Source organism: Chryseobacterium ginsengisoli (assembly GCF_039542325.1).
Taxonomy (GTDB): domain Bacteria; phylum Bacteroidota; class Bacteroidia; order Flavobacteriales; family Weeksellaceae; genus Chryseobacterium; species Chryseobacterium ginsengisoli.
Genome location: NZ_BAABHX010000002.1, coordinates 501,867 through 520,389, shown reverse-complemented (window position 1 = coordinate 520,389; position 18,523 = coordinate 501,867). Strand labels below are relative to the sequence as shown.

Annotated in this window: 10 protein-coding genes; all 10 read right to left on the bottom strand. The window is 36.6% G+C overall.

The window, feature by feature from the left end; all coding sequences use genetic code 11:
• Positions 1 to 325 precede the first annotated feature (325 nt).
• The 10 genes from ABD940_RS07400 to ABD940_RS07355 all read right to left on the bottom strand — a co-directional run bounded on the left by ABD940_RS07400 (position 326) and on the right by ABD940_RS07355 (position 18,507).
• Complete coding sequence (locus tag ABD940_RS07400; RefSeq protein WP_345201713.1) at positions 326 to 2,461, bottom strand: hypothetical protein; 2,136 nt, start codon at positions 2,459 to 2,461, stop codon at positions 326 to 328.
• A gap of 130 nt (positions 2,462 to 2,591) precedes the next feature.
• A complete protein-coding gene (locus ABD940_RS07395) occupies positions 2,592 to 6,155 on the bottom strand; it encodes a DUF4450 domain-containing protein (RefSeq protein WP_345201710.1) in 3,564 nt (1,187 codons plus the stop codon).
• A 1-nt stretch (position 6,156) separates the two neighbouring features.
• Entirely contained in the window at positions 6,157 to 7,560 is a 1,404-nt protein-coding gene (locus ABD940_RS07390) for a glycoside hydrolase family 28 protein (RefSeq protein ID WP_345201705.1), read from the bottom strand.
• A 185-nt stretch (positions 7,561 to 7,745) separates the two neighbouring features.
• Entirely contained in the window at positions 7,746 to 8,294 is a 549-nt protein-coding gene (locus ABD940_RS07385) for a hypothetical protein (RefSeq protein ID WP_345201701.1), read from the bottom strand.
• Positions 8,291 to 9,529 carry a condensation domain-containing protein gene (locus ABD940_RS07380; protein WP_345201697.1) on the bottom strand — a complete coding sequence of 413 codons (1,239 nt, stop codon included), beginning with the start codon at positions 9,527 to 9,529 and terminating at the stop codon, positions 8,291 to 8,293. The genes ABD940_RS07385 and ABD940_RS07380 overlap by 4 nt, the downstream gene beginning before the upstream one ends.
• On the bottom strand, positions 9,526 to 10,794 hold the full coding sequence (locus ABD940_RS07375; RefSeq protein WP_345201695.1) for a condensation domain-containing protein: 1,269 nt from the start codon (positions 10,792 to 10,794) through the stop codon (positions 9,526 to 9,528). The genes ABD940_RS07380 and ABD940_RS07375 overlap by 4 nt, the downstream gene beginning before the upstream one ends.
• A gap of 3 nt (positions 10,795 to 10,797) precedes the next feature.
• Positions 10,798 to 13,197 (bottom strand): glycosyltransferase, encoded by a 2,400-nt coding sequence (locus ABD940_RS07370; protein WP_345201693.1) that lies wholly within the window; start codon positions 13,195 to 13,197, stop codon positions 10,798 to 10,800.
• A 5-nt stretch (positions 13,198 to 13,202) separates the two neighbouring features.
• A complete protein-coding gene (locus tag ABD940_RS07365) occupies positions 13,203 to 13,985 on the bottom strand; it encodes an alpha/beta fold hydrolase (RefSeq protein WP_345201690.1) in 783 nt (260 codons plus the stop codon).
• Entirely contained in the window at positions 13,976 to 14,275 is a 300-nt protein-coding gene (locus tag ABD940_RS07360; RefSeq protein ID WP_345201688.1) for an acyl carrier protein, read from the bottom strand. Before ABD940_RS07360 ends, ABD940_RS07365 begins: the two co-directional genes overlap by 10 nt.
• On the bottom strand, positions 14,263 to 18,507 hold the full coding sequence (locus ABD940_RS07355; RefSeq protein WP_345201686.1) for a type I polyketide synthase: 4,245 nt from the start codon (positions 18,505 to 18,507) through the stop codon (positions 14,263 to 14,265). The genes ABD940_RS07360 and ABD940_RS07355 overlap by 13 nt, the downstream gene beginning before the upstream one ends.
• Positions 18,508 to 18,523: the final 16 nt, after the last annotated feature.

The window sequence follows — 18,523 nt, the reverse complement described above, 5'->3', positions numbered from 1 at the left end:
TTTAGTTCAATAAAAACTAATTTAAATAATTATTTTAAACGGTTGTTAAAAGATACAAAAATTTAGATTAACTGATAATCGTCATGTTTAATATTAAAATTAATTTTAAATAATTGGTTATTAGTTGGTTATTTATTGATGGTGTTTGTTATTTGAATTATTAAAATCCCCAAATTTTTATCCGAAACTAGAAAAACCTTCTTTATATAAAGCTTTCAAGGCTTATTACGATTCGGATTTTACAACTCTATGCTCAAATCTGAAGCCCAACAAAAAAGCCTGCCCTTTTCAGAACAGACTCCAGTAATATGAATGTAAGTATTTTTTAAGGCATCTTTTCGAAACCTTCTGCTTTTATTTTCCATGTTCCATCTTTCGGGAAACCTGGGAATTGTCCGGTAGAATTGTCCCAACCTTCAAGCATCATGGCAACTGTTGTTAAGACACCGCCATTTCCCGGAAGATAAATTCTCAATCTTCCATCTTGGTAATTATGACCATTTTTCAGATAGGTATTAGTTTGAATATTCATAAAAAGAGCATCCAGAGCTTTGTTCGGAAGTCCTAATCTTGCTGCTGTCATTGCAGTCATAGGGAAATCCCAACCCCAAGTATGTTCCCAATTCCATCTTTCCCAAACGATGTCGAGTGTATTTTTCATTATTTTTTTATCCAATTTCTGAGACTCAGGAACCATTCCTAATGCTCCTAAAACAGCGGGATGATCAGTCATCCATTTTGGAAAAGTAAACGAGTCTTTTGCGGATTCCGTCGAAAGATAAACGCCATCCTGAATTGGAAGCGGAGCCAATTTTGTAATCACATCATCCCATTTTTTATCTCTTGATTCGCCTAATCTTTCCTTCCATTGTTGAGCAGTTTTTAACGCCCAATCCCAATATGCCACTTCGTAAGTTGGATTGTAAGTATCTTTTGCAGGAAAAACTTCCTGTGCAGGAATTAAGCCTTTTCCCAGATTGTAATGGTTTTTTTCTTTATCATAAGTAGCAAAATCAGCCATAAATTCTGCCGTTGCGAAAACTAAATTTTTGTATTTTTCTAAAACTTTTTTATCGTGATTATGGCGATATAAAAGTTCTGTCATATAAATCAAATGTGGTTGTTCCCAAATCAGAAATGCGGCGACAGAAGACGGACTTTCATTGCCTTCATTGTCCGACATTTTAATCCATCTTACGCCTCTGTAACCTTGTCTTTCGGCTAATTTTTTAGCTTTTTCAAAAGATCTAAAGTAATAATCCAATTGTTTTTCCAAAATCTCAGGTCTTCCCCACAAAGCGTAGTGAACGCCATGCCACCAATGCATTTCTGTATGTGGTTTCCCATACCAACTGTTGAACGTCAAACCTGTTTCTTGTGGCGGATTGCTTCCTCCGCACTGTACTTTTGTTAAATATTCAGATAAAACAACTCTTCTTTCCAGTTCATTGGCTCTTGGATCTGTACTTCCTTCGAAATCAACGGCAGCACCGCTTTCCCAGAAAGATTTCCATCCTGAAGTGCTTTCTTTTTCAGCATCAGCGAATAAAGTTTTACCAGATTTTGGATTTTTAGCTGAAAACTCAATACTTAATTCTATTGTTTTGCTTTTTGAGGATGGTTCGTAAACGAAATTATGCTTTCCAATTTCGCTTAATTTTCCGTCTGTAAAATATAATTGAGTAAAATAATCAGCAGTTTGTAATTTATGTTCAATCAATCCCTGAGTTGAATTCGATGAAATAATTTTTGTAGAATGATCATTTTCATTTCCATAAAAAGCAGCATCATCCAAAAATTGTCCGGTCGGAGCAGGGTAGTGCGCAAAAACTTTCAATCTTTTTTGAGCAATCAAATCAGACTCAATTTTAACCCCGATTTTATCAGAATTTTGAAAAGAAGCCGTCCAGACTTTTACCGGAGTTCCTTCCAAAGAAAATTCGCTTGTAATAATTCCCGTCCACAAATCAATTTTTTGATTGATGTTTGTTAGATCTGAGATTTTCGCTTTCTGACCGTCTTTTTTTGTCAGTTCAATCCCGATATTTCCCAGCTGCAAACGATGCTGATTGACCCGGAAATATTCAACAGCACCTTTGTTTCTTTCCGGCTCTTTGATTTGAACAGAATACAAAGCTTTTCTTCCATCATTATTGAAATCGTACGGTTTTAAAGTTTCCTCAAATTTGTAATTTTCTTTATTCGGAAAACTGTTCCACCCCCATTCTGACTGAGTTCCGAGAGAAACTCCGTTTTTATAATATTCTGGAAATGACTGCATTCCCGTAATGTCAACCGTGTAAGCAAATTTCCCGTTTCCAACCGTTAACGATGATAAAGTATCAACTTTGGTATTGACAATATTATGTCGCTGAACCACTTTTTTTCGGTCGATTTTCTGAGCATTTAAGGATGAAAACCCGATGCAGAAAAGGCTCAGATATATTGCAATTTTCTTCATTTTTAAATTTTTATTTTATGTTTTCACGCTTGTCATTCTGAACGAAACAAAGTGCAGTGAAGAATCTCAATTTTCTAATAGATTCCTCGCTCCTCGGAATGACAAACCGTCAACTATATTTTATTTATCATTACTTCAAAACAGTCGCACTCATCATTCCAATCACAACATCATTGCTCACGGCTGTTAATTTTATTGATTTTAATTCTTTGTTCGGATCAATCGGCAAATCCAAAATCGTCGCAGAACCGCCTTCAACAGCTCGGTCTGTAAACCCTTTGATTCCTGAATATTTGGTTAAAGTTCCGCCTTTGTACAATTCTCCCGTTTTCAATTTTACCCGATACGGAATTTTATCATCCTGAATTTCAAAAGCAAAATTATCATCAAACAAATCCTGCTCAATCGGCCACCAATTTGTCGGGTTTTTTAATTCTAATTCCGAGGTTGAACCATCAACGTACTGAACCGTAATTTTCCCATTCACAATCTGCGACTGCATCGGATTGGTTGAACCAGCCATCAAGAAATAGATTTTCTTTCCTTTTCCCATAATCGAAATTTCAAGAGAATCAGAATAATTGTCCCACTGACTCACAAACGCAATATTTTTATCGGATTTATCAATTAAAAATGGAACTCCAAGAAACTCAACTTTGCCGTTTTTTCTTTTGTTCATTAATCCGCTGTCATCGATTTGAGCAGTGATTAAAGGATAACACCAGTTTCCGATTCCCTGCCAAGGAAGTTGTAAAGTCGGAACTTCCAATCTTGGAGAAAGGTATTTTTGGTTGAATATTTCGGTTACTTTTTCGTTATATTTTGAAGCCAATGAAATATTGTTGAACTGACCTTGATTTTCAATTTCCCAGTCTATGATTTCTATATTTTGCTTAATTCCATTATAATCAAGTTCGATTGAATTGGTTCCTTTGCTTAAATAGTTTAATGGAATTTCAATCGATGTATTTTGATTTTTTTGAATGCTAAATGTTTTATTAAATCCATTAACATTTAGTTTTCCATTAATTTGATTTGCTGATTTTGATTGAATCTGCAATTTTTTATTTGTCCATTTTGTCTCCAAAGGAAAACGGATATCCACATTCACAGGTTGCCACCAAGCTGTACCGTTTTGTTCTATTTGGACGAAAAATGTTCCTTTTCTTTCTTCCTGAATTAAATTAAATTGATTCCCGTTTCTGGTTTTAATCAATTCCTGCGGGTCAAGAACTTCTTTAATTTTCTTTTTTGAATCGAAATTCAACTGAAGATTTTCTGAAATATAATTAGTAAAATCTGTCTGTTCGTTTTTTAATTCTATTCCGGAATAATTGATTTCAATTTTAAAATCTTTTCCTTCCTGAGTTTCAAACTCAATAATGGGCTGTAAGATAGAATTAGATTTAACCTTCCAAGCCACATTTTTACCATTCACTTTCACCGATTTGATGTTGGAATAATTTACAGGAATCTGCATTTCGAGCGACACTGGATTCTGATATTTTGAATTAAATAAGTATTCCGTCTTTTTTGAAGTTCTTTTAAACTGATAATCCCAATCCGGAAGTTTCAGTTCTGCAGAATTCCAGTCTTTTGGAAATCCCGGTTTGATGCTGATTTTATTTTCCAATAAATTCGGATAAACTCCAAAAAGCCCTTCCGTCAAGGTTCTTGAAGCAACACCAATCGGGTCGGCAAAATCACGGTACAATTCTCCACGAAACGCATCGTAATGAGAAAGCTGTTCAAAATTCCCCGGACTGATGCCGTAATACATCGACTCAACCAGATTTCCTTTCCAAAGTTGGTATGCATCCTCATTTCTTCCAGCTTGCCAATACGCCAAAGCGGTCTGTAAATTTTCCGCCAAAGCCACGTTGTTAATCGACCAATCGTAAGGTTGCCAATTCGTCGTCGCTAATGTAAAATAGTCTTTATTGTCTGCACCTTTTACCGTAATCGGAATTTTTGGAGTGTGATTATTGATGTATTGTAAATTCTGATAATCCTCAAATTCATTTAAGATAAAAGCATCAGAAACGTGATAAATTGACCAAATTCCCGGCTTGTCGTGAACGATTTGATTGCCCAAAGCATCTTTGTATTCAGCAAAATAACCTTTATCTTTTAGCCAAAGCTGGTTTTTCATTGCCTTCAAAATCGCATCAGCTTCCTGTTCGTAAGGTTGAGGATTTTCGCCAATGATTTTCGCCAGTTTTGCCATTTCACGATTGGCTCTGTAATTATACGCCGAAGTATGCGTCACTTTTCCTCCAGAATACTGCAACGCATCACTTGCCCAAATTGCAGCATACGCATCGTACAAATCTCCACGTTTGAAATTTCGTTTTTCCCAATCTATATGACGAACCATCGTCGGCCACATTTTCTTCAGAAATTCTTTGTCTCCCGTGTAATTGAAATGCGAAAACATCTGGTCAAAAAACACCAGATTCATATCGTAATGATGCGGTTTTGTGTTGTCATTCGGGTTTCGGGAAATATATCCGCTGGAAAAAACCGAAGTTCCCATTTTCTCTGCACTTCTTGCCAAATGAAGCAAAGTATCCATTTCTACAGGTGCAGAATCGGGTTTTAAAACCTGCGAATTCGCATAACTTTCAAAATGTTCTTTTGCTCTGTCGTGCCAACTTAGCGCGTCAGCTGTGTAAGCTCCTCTCCAAGCATTCAGTCGCATTCTCCAAGCAACTGCGCCGTGAAGAAAGGTCGGACTTTCCCAGATTCCGTCGGCTGCAACTGCTAAATTCGCTCCAAAATTATTTAAATCTGCGTCCGGAGTTTTTAACTGAATTCTATTGGTTAAAGTTAAACGAGCTTTTTCAGCTTCGTTAAATATGTTTTTTAAATCTTCATCCGAAAAGTTTTTAGCTGATTTTCCTTTCGCAATTTGAATATAAATCGGATTTTTTTGCGAAGAATAAGAAGCGTAAATAATCGGAGATTTGACTATTTTATTTTGAGTAAAAGTAGGAAGGTTTTCCAATGTTTCTGCATCAGTCATTTGCAAAAAAGGAACATTTGAAAAGTTCCCGTTTACCATTTGAGCTTCTTTTTTCTTGTTTAAATAATTTAACTGAAATTGGTTCTTTAATGCCTGAAATTGATTGTTCAGACAATATTCAGGCAACAGATAAAATCCGGATTCCGGGTCTGCGCCGATGTCGCCGTTTCTGCTGAAGGTCGTTCCACTCGCACCGCCGAAAACTGCATAGATTTTTGTTGAAGAATCTATATTGACAGTTTCCATTTTTAAAACCAAACCTTCTTCCGTAGCCTGAGCCAAAACGGTAAGTTTTAAAGTTCCGCTTCCAAGAATAGGGTCTTTGATTTCATACAACATCGTTCCCGGTCGGTAACGTGTCTCAATTTTATCCGCCTGAATTAATTTTTTAATTGAATTTCCTTTCTGAATAACGAACTGAAGATTTCCGCCCATTCCCGGAAGATAAAGTGCAAATTCCGGCAAATCTCCAGCTTCCACACGCGAAGCACGATTATCTCCATATAGCGCACGGTTGAATCTGTATTTTCCGTTGACTAATAAAAAATCGCCTTTGTCTTCTTTGTAATGCAGTTCACGATCGTTATCTTGCCAGTGTTTTGACTGGGAAAATGAAAGTGAGAATGCCGATAAAACAATCAATCCGGCGAAAATGGTTTTTCTTCGCATTTTATGGTTTTAACTCAGTTAATGGTTGTCCGTTAACGGTTACATTTTTTAAAGTCACATTTTTCAGGTAATCTACTTTATAAGGAATCTCAACGCCTGTCATTTTTGCATTGATCATCGTAAAATCTGTTACCGGGGAAGATTCATATGCATCAGAAAATATAGCATATTTTCCGCCTTTGTCAACCGTTAGATTTTCCACCCAGATATTTCTCATTGTCGGAATATGATTTCCCGGCTTTTCGTAATGCATATTGAAACGAACAGCAGCTTCTTTGTAAGCACCCACTTTTGTATTATAGAAAAATACATTTTCGATGATTCCGCCTCGGCTTGAACTTGTTTTAATTCTTAAAGCTCGGTCAAGATTTTTACTGTCCATTACGTTTCCGATGGCGTAGATGTTTTTTGCGCCACCTGCAATTTCGCTTCCGATAACAACTCCGCCGTGACCGTCTTTCATTTCGCAGTTTTCGATGATGTGGTTTTCGGCAGGTCTTCCGATGTCTCTTCCGTCCTCGTCTCTTCCGGATTTGATGGCGATACAGTCGTCTCCTGTGTCGAAATATGAATCTTTAATCCATACATTTTTACAGGCTTCTGGGTCGAAACCGTCGTTGTTTGGTCCGTGACTGATTACTTTTACTCTTTCAATTAAAACATTTTCACACAAAACCGGATTCAGATTCCACATTGGAGAATTTTTAACCAAAACATCCGCCATATAGAAGTTTTTGGATTTATAAGGTTGTATGAAATTTGGTCTTAAATAATATCCGTCGCCAAAAATTCTTTCTCTGGCAGGTTTTCTCGCAGCCATATATTCGTGAAGCTTTGCACGGGCAGGATTTTGCCTTCCCGGACGAGATTCGTTGTAACCATATTGTTTTGCACCACACCAAAACCACCAATTGTCATTATCAGAATTCCCGTCTAACGTTCCTTTTCCAGTAATGGCAATGTTTTCTTCTTCGTAAGCGTAGATCAATGATGAATAATTCATGCACTCCATTCCTTCCCAACGCGTGAAAACGATAGGATAATCTTTACTGTCCTGACTGAATAAAATCGTAGAACCGTCTGTTAAATGAAGATTGACATTAGATTTTAAATAAATTGCTCCTGTCAGAAAAACTCCGTTGGGAACAACAACTCTTCCTCCGCCTTCAGCATTACATTTTTCGATAGCTTTTTTGAAAGCTTCCGTATTTTTCGTTTTTCCGTCTCCAATTGCACCGAAATCTGTTATCAAATAATCAACTTTTCTGAATTCAGGTTTTTTGATTTGCTTTTTTAGAGCCTCAATTTCTTTTAAAGGCTGTTTTGCAGAAGTCCATGGTTTATATTGAGCCGATAATGATATGGATATCAGAGAAACTAGAATGAGAAGAATATATTTTTTCATAAGGGCAGATTAATGATTTATGATTCTTTTTATCGCAATCTAAAATAAATATGATAAATAATTATCCTGCACTGTCGGGATAGTTATTTTATTTATTAAGATTGCAATCGATTGCCCCAATTTAAAATAAAACAAACAAAAATATAAAACAAAAGCCTTCAAGTAATTATGAAGGCTTTTATTTGTCAATAACTTTCGTTAGGCGAAATCATTATAGGTTTGTACAAATATTTTTTTAGTTGTAAAATAGGCAAATAAGTAAACACCACAGAAAGTAAGCCCGCCAAAATTCCAACCAAGAAAGCCATCGCCGCTGCATCAAGCTTATAAAATTCAGACAAAATATACTGAGCAAATAATAAACTTGATAGTATTAATGAAACCGTAATCAAGCCGTGCAAAATGCTTAGTTTGGTCATTAATTTTTTTAAATTCAGTTGATCATCAACAGCAAATTCAATAGCATTCTGACTTGCAGCATCGGTTACTCTTTTAATAATATCAATAGTAAGAACAACGGGTAAAAATATAGCCATAGGTAAAGTTAATCTGGCTAAGCACTGTGTTCCTGCGAAAAAATGTGTATATCCTAATTCATTAAAACTCGCATATGCAATAATAAAATTAAAGAATATATTCGGAAGCGCATAGATAAGCATTCGCTTTCTTAAAAAGCGATTAAGAGTGGTTTTTTTCAGAGGTTTTGGTTGAACTTTTTTTATTTTAAATTTCATGAAATCAGTAGCTCGATAGCTTTATCTTTAATTTTTACAGCTTCTTCTTTCGGAAGAAAATCTTCGTTCGACATAAAGGTGAAATCCATCTGTTGATTAAAAGTTGTTGCTACCAAAGTATTGGAATTCAGCCACGGAAAAGCAACAGTGGGACTAAAAATAGTTTCCAGTTTAAAGTTTTTATAATCACTCGGAATATCAAGCTTACCCATATTTGATAGGGTAATGTCATGTCCGCCTTTGCTTGATTTCAGCATAGAAATCATACGTTCAACAATAGGATGCATTTGCTCACCCATCCACAACAGTTCTCTGGCGTTTGTTTTTTCTATTTTTTGAACTAAATCCTTCTTGATATGTTTAGCATTTTCCAGCAAATTCTGAGATCCTTTTTGTAACGAAAGTTCAACAGTCGGAGCAAAAGCAAACACATGATCTTTTTTAATTTCAGGAATAAAATGACGCACATCTACCGGACTGATCACTTTTCCTTTTGCTTTTTTACCCTGAACATCTTTAAAAGCCTGCATAAAAGCCGAGCACAAAAGAGCATGAACGGAAATACCATTGTCTTTGCATTTTTTTGCTATCTGAGCAGTTGTTTCCAAGTTTAATTTTCTATGAATTGCATAATTTCCCCCAAGATTTCTTTTTTTACTTTTACTCTGAATTAAGAAAAATAATCTTGCCATCATCAGATAAAATCGTGCTTTTCTTTTCTGTTTTTTCAGATTTAAATCTGTTGGCAGAAAATCTTTAATGGAACTAAAAGCCTGATAAGATTCCAACTCAATATTTGGATCATCCAGCAGAGAAAGAAGTTCACGCATCAAAGTTACACCAGTTGTTCCGTCGGATATGCAGTGAGGTACCACCCAAAGGATTTCTGAAGTATTTTCTCCTTTAACCCATACAATTTGAGCCAATGGTTTTTTATCATCTTCAAATGAACGGTACCATTCTTTCCCTGATTCAGAAAGCCAATCTTCATCGGTTTTTCGCTCTACAATTCGAAAAGGAATAGTTTCAATGTCTTTTTCTTCTACAAAAATCGGGTATTTTTCACTTTTATCGATTTTGGATCTTAATAGAGGATGTTTTTGCTGAATTTTATATAAAGCAATCTTAAAATTTCCCTCAGGAATTTCTCCACTTATTTTTGCGGTAAATACACAGTTTAAAGGTGTTTTGGCATCAACATACATGATCCTTTCCACCATCATTAGTTGTCTCATGATACGGCTAAATATTCCAGTTGTTGCTTTACGATTTTCACCATTTCATCACGGATTGATAATGCTTCCACATAAGGTAAATAACCCTCGCTTCCCATGAAAGAAAAATCCATTTCACCTCTGAAAGTAGAAGTTACCATCGTTGTCGTATTTCCCAATGGTCCAATTACAGATGGACTGAAAATCGTTTCCAGCGAAAATTCTTTATACTGATGTTCAATCTGAATTCGTCCCAAATTAGAAAACATACAATCGTTGGAAGATTTTCCGTTCTTTAATAATTTGGTGAAATTGACTAATGCATCATGCGCAGATTCCATCACCATCATCGTAATGTAAGGATTGAGTTTCGATGTTTTTTTGTCCGCTGATTTTTGCATTAGTTTTAAATTTTCCGTAAAACTCAGTTTTTGGTCAGAAGAAAGTACGATCATCAATCCGAAAGCGAAAATGTGATCATTTTTAATCTGGGTCGCAAAACGTCTGATATCAACCGGACATGAAACTTTGTTGAAAGCTCCTTCACCTCTCACTTTTTTAAACGCCTGAAGCAAGGCGGCACTCAGAAAAGTATTCACAGTCACTTCATTCGATTTGCAGTAAGAAACAAGTTCCTGACTCGTTTTCTGATTAAATTTCCAATGAATCAAATAATCACTTTGTCGGTCAACTGATTTTTTACCAACAGGAACAAACTTAATTGCCGTTGCAGCCAGTCTTCCGATTGTTTTTGCTTTAAATTTCTGCCCAAAACTCGAAAGAATTTTAGAAGGAACCACATCCTGAATTCCCAAAATCGGATTTTCAATGCCTATATCGGCTAAAGGATCATTCAAAACTTTTAAAAATTCATCCAAAACAGACATTGCAGAACCACCATCGCATAAGCAATGATGGAACACAAACATCATATCCGAAATTTCTTCGCCTTTGATCCAGACAAATCTCATGAATGGCTGTTCTTTGTAATTAAACATTTTGTACCATTCTTTTTTTGATTCTTCAAGCCAGTCGTTTTCTTCTTTTTTAGATAAAATTCTGATCGGGATTTTTGCTTTTTCCGAAACTTCAAACCACGGAACATTTTTTTCATCATGTTTAATTACGGCCTTTAACCACGGATGTTTTTCCTGAAGTCTGTCTAAGGCATGCTGAATTTCTTTCAAGACAAATGTTCCTTTTAGTCTGAAAGGAATTACTGTATTGAAAGGCTCTGTACCATCTCCCAATAACATTCTTTCACCAAATAGCAATTTTCTTTTCATAGGCTATATTTCAACCAATGATTCTTTTTGAACAAAATTTTCCAGCAATTCTACGGCACGGTCGTTTCCACCCGCATTAAGTAAACTTGTCTGAACTTCTTTCGCAGCGTTTCTGTATATCGGATTTTCCAATAATTCAAAAACCGTTTGACGAAGTGCTTCAACACGTAGTCTTTTATATCGGATACTGATTCCGCATCCGGCTTTTTCGATCAGTTTTGCAATATGAAAATGATCATAAGCAATGGGAGTGATCAGCATTGGTAATCCATTCGTAAATGTATCATTAACAGTATTAAAGCCACCGTGACAAATTACCGCATCCATGTGTGGCATCAACGCAGACTGAGGTACAAAACTGCTCACGATAAAATTAGAAGGCCACTCTTCAAAAATTTCCGGTGGAGTAGCTGCAATTACTGTCACAGGCTGATCTGCAAATGCAGCAATCACTTTTTCGAAAAATGCTTTTCTGATATCTACCAAAAGAGTTCCTAATGAAACAAATATTTTCGGTGTTGTTGATGCGTTTAGTTTATCCCAGTTAAAAGGTGCAGGATTTGGACGACCTTTTACAGGACCAACAAATTCCATATGAGAAGGAACAGTTTCAAAATCAGCAAATTTTTGTGAAGTAAATACCAAATTCAATTCATGAGAGTGAATGAAAATTCCGTCTTCTTCGATTCCGACTTCTTTTTGAAGGTTTTTAATTAAATTTTGCTGCCATTCAAAAATCTTTGGTGCGCTGTTCGCTGTATCGCCCATCACATCGGGCGGAACAGGCGTTGTCGTCACACACGGAATATTATTTTTACGAGCAAAAAGAGCTCCTCCAAAAGTAATGCAGTCATTTACAATAACATCTGGTTGCCATTCTTTTGTAAGAGTTTCCAAACCGGGCATCATCATTTTAGCAAAAGGAACATAGGTCTCTTCCAATGCCAGTTTCATCACTTCAGGTCCTGAACAAACCGGTCCATCGTCTTGCCTTTTTAAAATTCTGGCAATTTTATCCTGATATGGAATAAGATCTTCTTCAGGGTAAAAATAACTTCCTCCTTCCGGAATATGTTTGTTATCTAAAGGTGTAATTCCGAACCATTTTACTTCGTGACCACGTGCAATTAAACTTGCTCCAACACTCAAAGTCGGGCTTATGTGTCCGAAAAACGGTGGAATAACGAATAGAAATTTAGATTTAGGTTTTTTCATTTCAATAGTTGGAATTAATGCTAATTCAAGTAAATAGGCTGCGGTTTTCGTACCTCCAGCTTCTAAGAAAGATCCACGGACAGCTTCTGCAGCTTCACGATAACTTGGATTGGTTAGAATTGTTTTTACGGCTTCATTTAAATGATTGGCTTTAAATCTATTAAAATTCAAACGCTCACCGGCTCCTGTACGAACAACGCGACCTGCAACGTGCGACTGATCATAAGCAATCGGGATGACAACCAAAGGTAATCCGTTGGAAAGTGCTTCTGAAACCGTATTATGACCTCCATGAGAAACAACACCATCCAAATGTGGAAGCAAATCCAACTGAGGAACCTGCTGATACACCATGAAGTTTTCCGGCCACTCTTCGAAAAGTTGAGGGTCTGAAACTACAACAACCGTTAGACCTTCATCTTTAAAAGCATCAATTACTTTTTGGAAAAATGCTTTTTTATGATCATGATCGAAAGTTGTTCCGATGCTTACAAGAATTTTTTTCTTATAACTTTTATTAAATGTTTCCCAATCAAATTCACAGGAAATACGACGTTCCGTAAGAACAGGTCCCGTAAACTGGAAATTGCTGGGAAGATCCATTTCGCCAAAGAAATATTTTGAAGTTAAGACCAAAGTCAACAGATCTGAACAATCCAAAGCTTTATTATCATCAACGCCCAATTCCTTTTGAAGCGCAATGATCTGTTTTTCTTCCCATTCATGAACTTTCGGCAGTTCATCCATAATTTTAATGGCAGCCGGAGCTGTAACTGTGGTAGAATAGGGAAGTCCCAATTTTTTTGCGGCAACAGCAGCGGCAAACAACTGATGATCACCGATCACCATATCGGGTTGATAAAGCTCAAGTAATTTTACAATACCGTTATAGCAATGTCTGTTTAAAGGAATCAAAACTTCTTCATAAAGAAATTTAATACTGTCGATTCCATAGACTACTTTTTTTGAAATAATATCGAGATAGTTTTCGCTTTCTCTTTTTTCTTCGTCGGTTTGATCATACTCGATCAACAATAATTCTCCTCCGACAGGAAGTTTTGTGCTTAAATTTTTGTCAAGACTGATCCAGGCTACTTTATGCCCTCTTTCCAAAAGAGTAGCACCGATGCTTAACGTAGGATTGACATGTCCCGTCAAAGGTGGAACAACAAATACAAATTTAGCCATGGTTTTTATGTCAAAGTTTTTGATAAAGTTTTAGATAAAAAATCAGCAATCGTTTCTGCGATCAAAGTCGGTTCCTGAATCGGGATATTGTGATCACCGGAAATTAATTCTAATTGAGAATCAGTGATTTGAGTATTCAAAAATTCTCCTGTTTGTTTACAATTTGAATCTGAACCGTACAACAATAATGTCGGAATATTTAATTCAGATAAATCGGCCTTGCTCAGGAAATCTTTTTCCTTAATCATATCCGCTTTGATGCTGGTTTTATTGAAAAGGAACTCGTACATGCGATGGTTTTTTTCCATCTGTCTTTTGCCCATCTGTACTTTCGTGGTGTCCGTAAAATTAGCCACATAATGCTCCAAAAATTCCTTGCTGTACTGATCGATAATACCTCTCGCTTTTTCATCATGAGGATCGGGAGCTTCCATTACAACCAGTTGATTGATACGGTTTTTATATTGTAAAGCCGTTTTTAAAGCAATTAAGCCTCCGAAACTGTAGCCCACAAGATGTACTTTTTCAACTTGTAATTCATCCATCAAAGCAATCAGATCGGAAGACATGTTATCTAAATCATAGCCGTCTTCAAAACGTTCGCTCATGCCGTGACTTTTCAGATCGTACATCACCACATGGAATTTTTTTGCTAAAACCGGAGCAATATTGAAATAATAAATGGACAGGTTGCTGAACATTCCGTGGATCAAGACCACAGTTTGTTCGGCACCTTTATTGAGTTCCTGAATATGAACTTTTTTATTATTGATGTTGATTATTGGCATTCGTAGATATAATTGATAATCATACTTAAATCAAGCTCAATTAATTGGTCTAAGTCCATAGAAGACAGCCATCCCGTAAAATCGATCTGGTCACCAAAATGCGCCTTGATTTTCTCTGAAAAAGACACGATTTCAATGCTGTCCATTTCAAGGTCTTTTGTGAATGAGCTTTCAGGTATGATGTCCATTTCCTCTGCAAATTCTTCACCGATAACTTCTGTGATAAAACCTTTTAAAAGAGTGAATAATTCTTCGTGATTCAATTTTGCTGTAGTGTTTATTGTGTCCATCCTATGATATAATTTTTATGTTTAATTGTTTTGATTTCTGTTTGGTTGATCCATAAAGAATCTTCTGTTATTTTTTCAACTTCGAACTGTTTCGGGTTTCCTTTTAACCCGGTTCCCAAAAACTTTCCGTAAGCCTCTTTCGCTACCCAGAATTTGGTTGTCCATTCTGCCTGATCTTTATCTTTTAATAGAGTTAATTCGTGATCTGTAAAGACTAAATCGTAAAATCCGGAGCTTCGTTCTTCGATGATTTCCATATCGATTCCGACCAGCTTTCCGTTTCTTGCAATTCCGACTGCATCCTTTCCTTTATGAGCCAAAGAAATATGAATATTTTCTGTGGAATCACCGATCAGATAAGGTTTTCCTACATCATCTTTCCCGATTTCAAAAGTGATCGGATAGCAAGGATGATTTTTTTCCTTTTTAAGAAGATTTCGAACTGCGTCTTTCACCGCAACACGACTTACCATCCAGCTTTTTCTCTTGTTCGGTAAAAGAGTTTGATGATGCTGTTTTTCGGTTTGATTAAAATATCTTTTCAGAATAAAATCCCACGAAGCCACCCTCGAATACGCCTGATGAAAGAAAAATACTTCAGGAGCAATTTCCTCCGAAAGACGGTTATGCAGAGGCGACATAGAGACATTCCATAAAGCGGCATCAATTTCCAGACGACGGTTTTGCCATCCTGAAATCATACACCATACTTTTCCGTCCTTTTTAAGAACAATGTTGGCGATCGCGAATTCGTCATTTAATTCTGTCAAACTGCAGGTACATTCGAAAATTCCTTCCTGATCGTGCATATTTCCGAAGAATTCAATGTCTTTGATTTTTACAGGGAATGCAATTCTGTCTTTTGTTAAAGTTAATTGCAGCCAAAGTCCGAATAATTGTCCTGCGTTATCAAGCAAAGAACCTTTTCCTCCGTTTCCTTTGATTTTTCCGACAATTCCTTTCGTTCCGACCCTTGAAACTTCCGTAATTCCCTGATATTTTTCACCATGAAACATGTGCATTTCGTAGATTTCTTCAGGTGTTCTTTGGATTGGCAGCAAATCTCCAACTGAAAGATTGATATCTGGAATTTGGCGGTCAGTTGAGGTTAATAAAACTTCCGCATTCACGAAATTTTCAATTTCCAGATACGCATGATTAGTTGATTTCCATTCACCTTTTACTGTTTTTTCAAAAGGTTTTGCCACGTTCATCCATTGGAAAACGCTTACATTCATTATTTTATGAACTTTGCTTCCATGAATTTCTGCCTGAGCAATTTCCGCCAACTGTTCAAAAATCATCGTCATCGGAATTACAGGTTCCATATCTGCGACCGTTGACCAACCTTTTGGCTGTCTCAATAAACTGTGATCAATTAAATACGGATGATTTTCCAAATCAACATATAAGGTTTTTGAGAAATCTTTGCTCGCAGGAATGGTTACCTGAGGAATAATCGATGACGGTGCCGGTTTTGAAATTTTAATTTCCGGACGGTTTTGGAAGAGTGTCAGAACTTCTTCCTGCATATTGATCATTTCAGCGATATTTTCCTGAAATGCCTGTACAAGAGGATGACCCGTTTTAGCGACAGAAATATTCTTTTGCTTTGGAGTATCGAAAGTTTTAACTAAATTTTTAATTGCTGCAAAATCACGGATGATTGGCGAACCTAATTCCAGTTTCATACCTTTTCCGGATGATTTTTTCGAAGAACTTTGAATATCTAGAAAGTCCAGCGCTACAGTTTTTCCTTCCACAAATAAAGCAGCAACCACACGTTGTAACTGTGCCAATGCAGATCTTACAGGCGTACTTGAAGCAATTGTACTGAAAGCTTTTCCTTTCAAAGTATCGTCAATAAATCCGATCAATCCACCGGTTCCAACCTGAATGAAAAATCTTGCGCCTTCTTCATATAATTTATCTGTCAGTTCACGGAAACGAACGGGCTCAACAAGATGTTCCGCACTTAGTTTTCTGATAGATTCCTGATCTGAAGGATACGGCTCTAAAGTAGTTGCAGACCATAACGGAATTTTTGTTTTTTGAAACTGTGCTTTTTCCATTCCGGCCAAGATTACATCTAATTTATCAGCGATAAACGGTGAGTGAAACCCTGATTGGAAAGGCAAAATCTGGTGAAATATCTGTTTTGACTTTAAAATCGGAACCAATTCATCCAACGCTGCATTACTTCCGCAAAGAATTACCTGATTCGGACAATTGTCATTAGAAATATAAACGTTCGGAATTTCTTCAATAATTGGTTTAATAATCTCAATTCCGGAGCCGATGGCGATGAATTTTGAATCTTTTAATTCGAAAGTTTCAGGATTTAAAACATCAATTAAAGCTTTTACGGAATTCACTTCTGCCAATTCTGAAGAATAACCAGCCAACCATTCTCCTAAGCTGTGTCCTGCATTCATATCAGGAATAATTCCCAGCTTTTTTAATGAATTATCGAGAATGCTGCATTTATTAAAGATATTTAAAGCGTCATTTAATAATCCTTCACCTTCCGTTTCTATTGGAGCTGTAAGGTTAAAATAACGACTTACACTTTCGATTTCGCCTTTCGCTAATCCGTCTAATCCCGGAAATACAAAGGCAACTTTTTCTCCATTTTGAAGTAAGGGTGTGTTAGTGTACCAAATATCCTGTTTGTTGCGCCACGGGTTATTTTTAGCAACAATTTTTGTCGCTTTTTCTATTCTTTCTTTGGTTGGTTCGAATATCGCAACACGGAAATTTCCTTCTCCTACCGTAGTTTCATTATTTTTTAAAGCTGATAATAATTCTTCATGTGTTGGTCTTGCCAAGATCAGAACTTTGTCTTTTTTAGGCATATCATAACCTTCTAAAACAACATGAGCGTTAATTCCTCCAAATCCGAAAGCATTCACTGCTGCAATTTTTGGTAAGCCGGTTTTTGACCAGTTTTTTGCTTCCTGTACAGGTTCGAATCTCGTAGATTGCATATCTAAAGTAGGATTTTCACAATATAAAGTTGGAGGTAACATATCATGATGCAAAGCCAGACAGGTTTTGATTAAACCTGCAATTCCAGCAGCGGGCATTGCGTGACCAATATTTGATTTTACAGAACCGATTCCTGCAATCTGAGCTGTTTCTTCTTTTCCGAAAAACTGAGCTAGAGTCTGCAATTCGGTTTTATCTCCAAGCGGAGTTCCTGTCCCGTGAGCTTCAAGATAGCCGATCTGTTTTTCATCCAGATCTGCATTGTTCCAGGCTTGTTGTAAAGCTTTTAGCTGACCTTTTACAGAAGGACTCATTACACTGGTTCCGTTACCATCACTGCTGATTCCGACACCTTTAACTACAGCATAAATTTTATCCTGATCTTTTATGGCGTCTTCCAATCGTTTTAGTACAACAAATCCACATCCTTCACCGATCAATAATCCATCGGCATCATTACTGAAAGGTTTGATTTGCTGTTGTTTAGACAAGGCTCCTAGTTGTGAGAAAATACTCCAAAATGCAGCATTTTGCCCGGTATGAACTCCACCTGCGATCATAATATCGGAACGACCTCTCTGAAGTTCCTGAACGGCATGATCAACTGCTAATAAAGCACTTGCACAAGCGGCATCAACTGTAAAAGCTACACCCCCTAAATTGAATCTATTAGCAACTAAAGAAGCAACTAAATTAGGAATTAATCCCATTGCTGTATCGGCTGCAAAACGTCCTTTTTTTTCCTGAAAAGCATGTTTTACTTTTTCAATATCTGCGGAAGAAACTTCGGGTAATAATTCTTTTAATATAGAAGAAATTTGTTCACCTGTTCTTACAATTTCGATGGCTCTTGTTGCGCCCGGCCCGGTATAATTTCCTTTTCCGATGATGATTCCTGCTTTTTCTAAAGAAATATTTTTCTTGAAAACTCCTGCATCTTCTAAGGCTTTTTGTACTAAATCAAGGGTTAATAAATGATCAGGTTCTGTACCTTCAACAGCCAATGGTAAAATTCCAAAAGCCGTAGGATCGAACTCATAATCAGGGATAAATCCGCCGCGTTGGCAATAAAATCTGTCGACCGAACCTGTATGATCACTAAAGTGAACAGGATCAATACGATCGGCAGGAGCCAATTGGGTAGAATCTACTTTATTGACAATATTCTGCCAAAAAGTTTGGGCATCTTGTGCCCCCGGAAAGACACAAGATAAACCAACTACTGCAACATCTGTTTTTTTCATATTTAATTTAAACAGA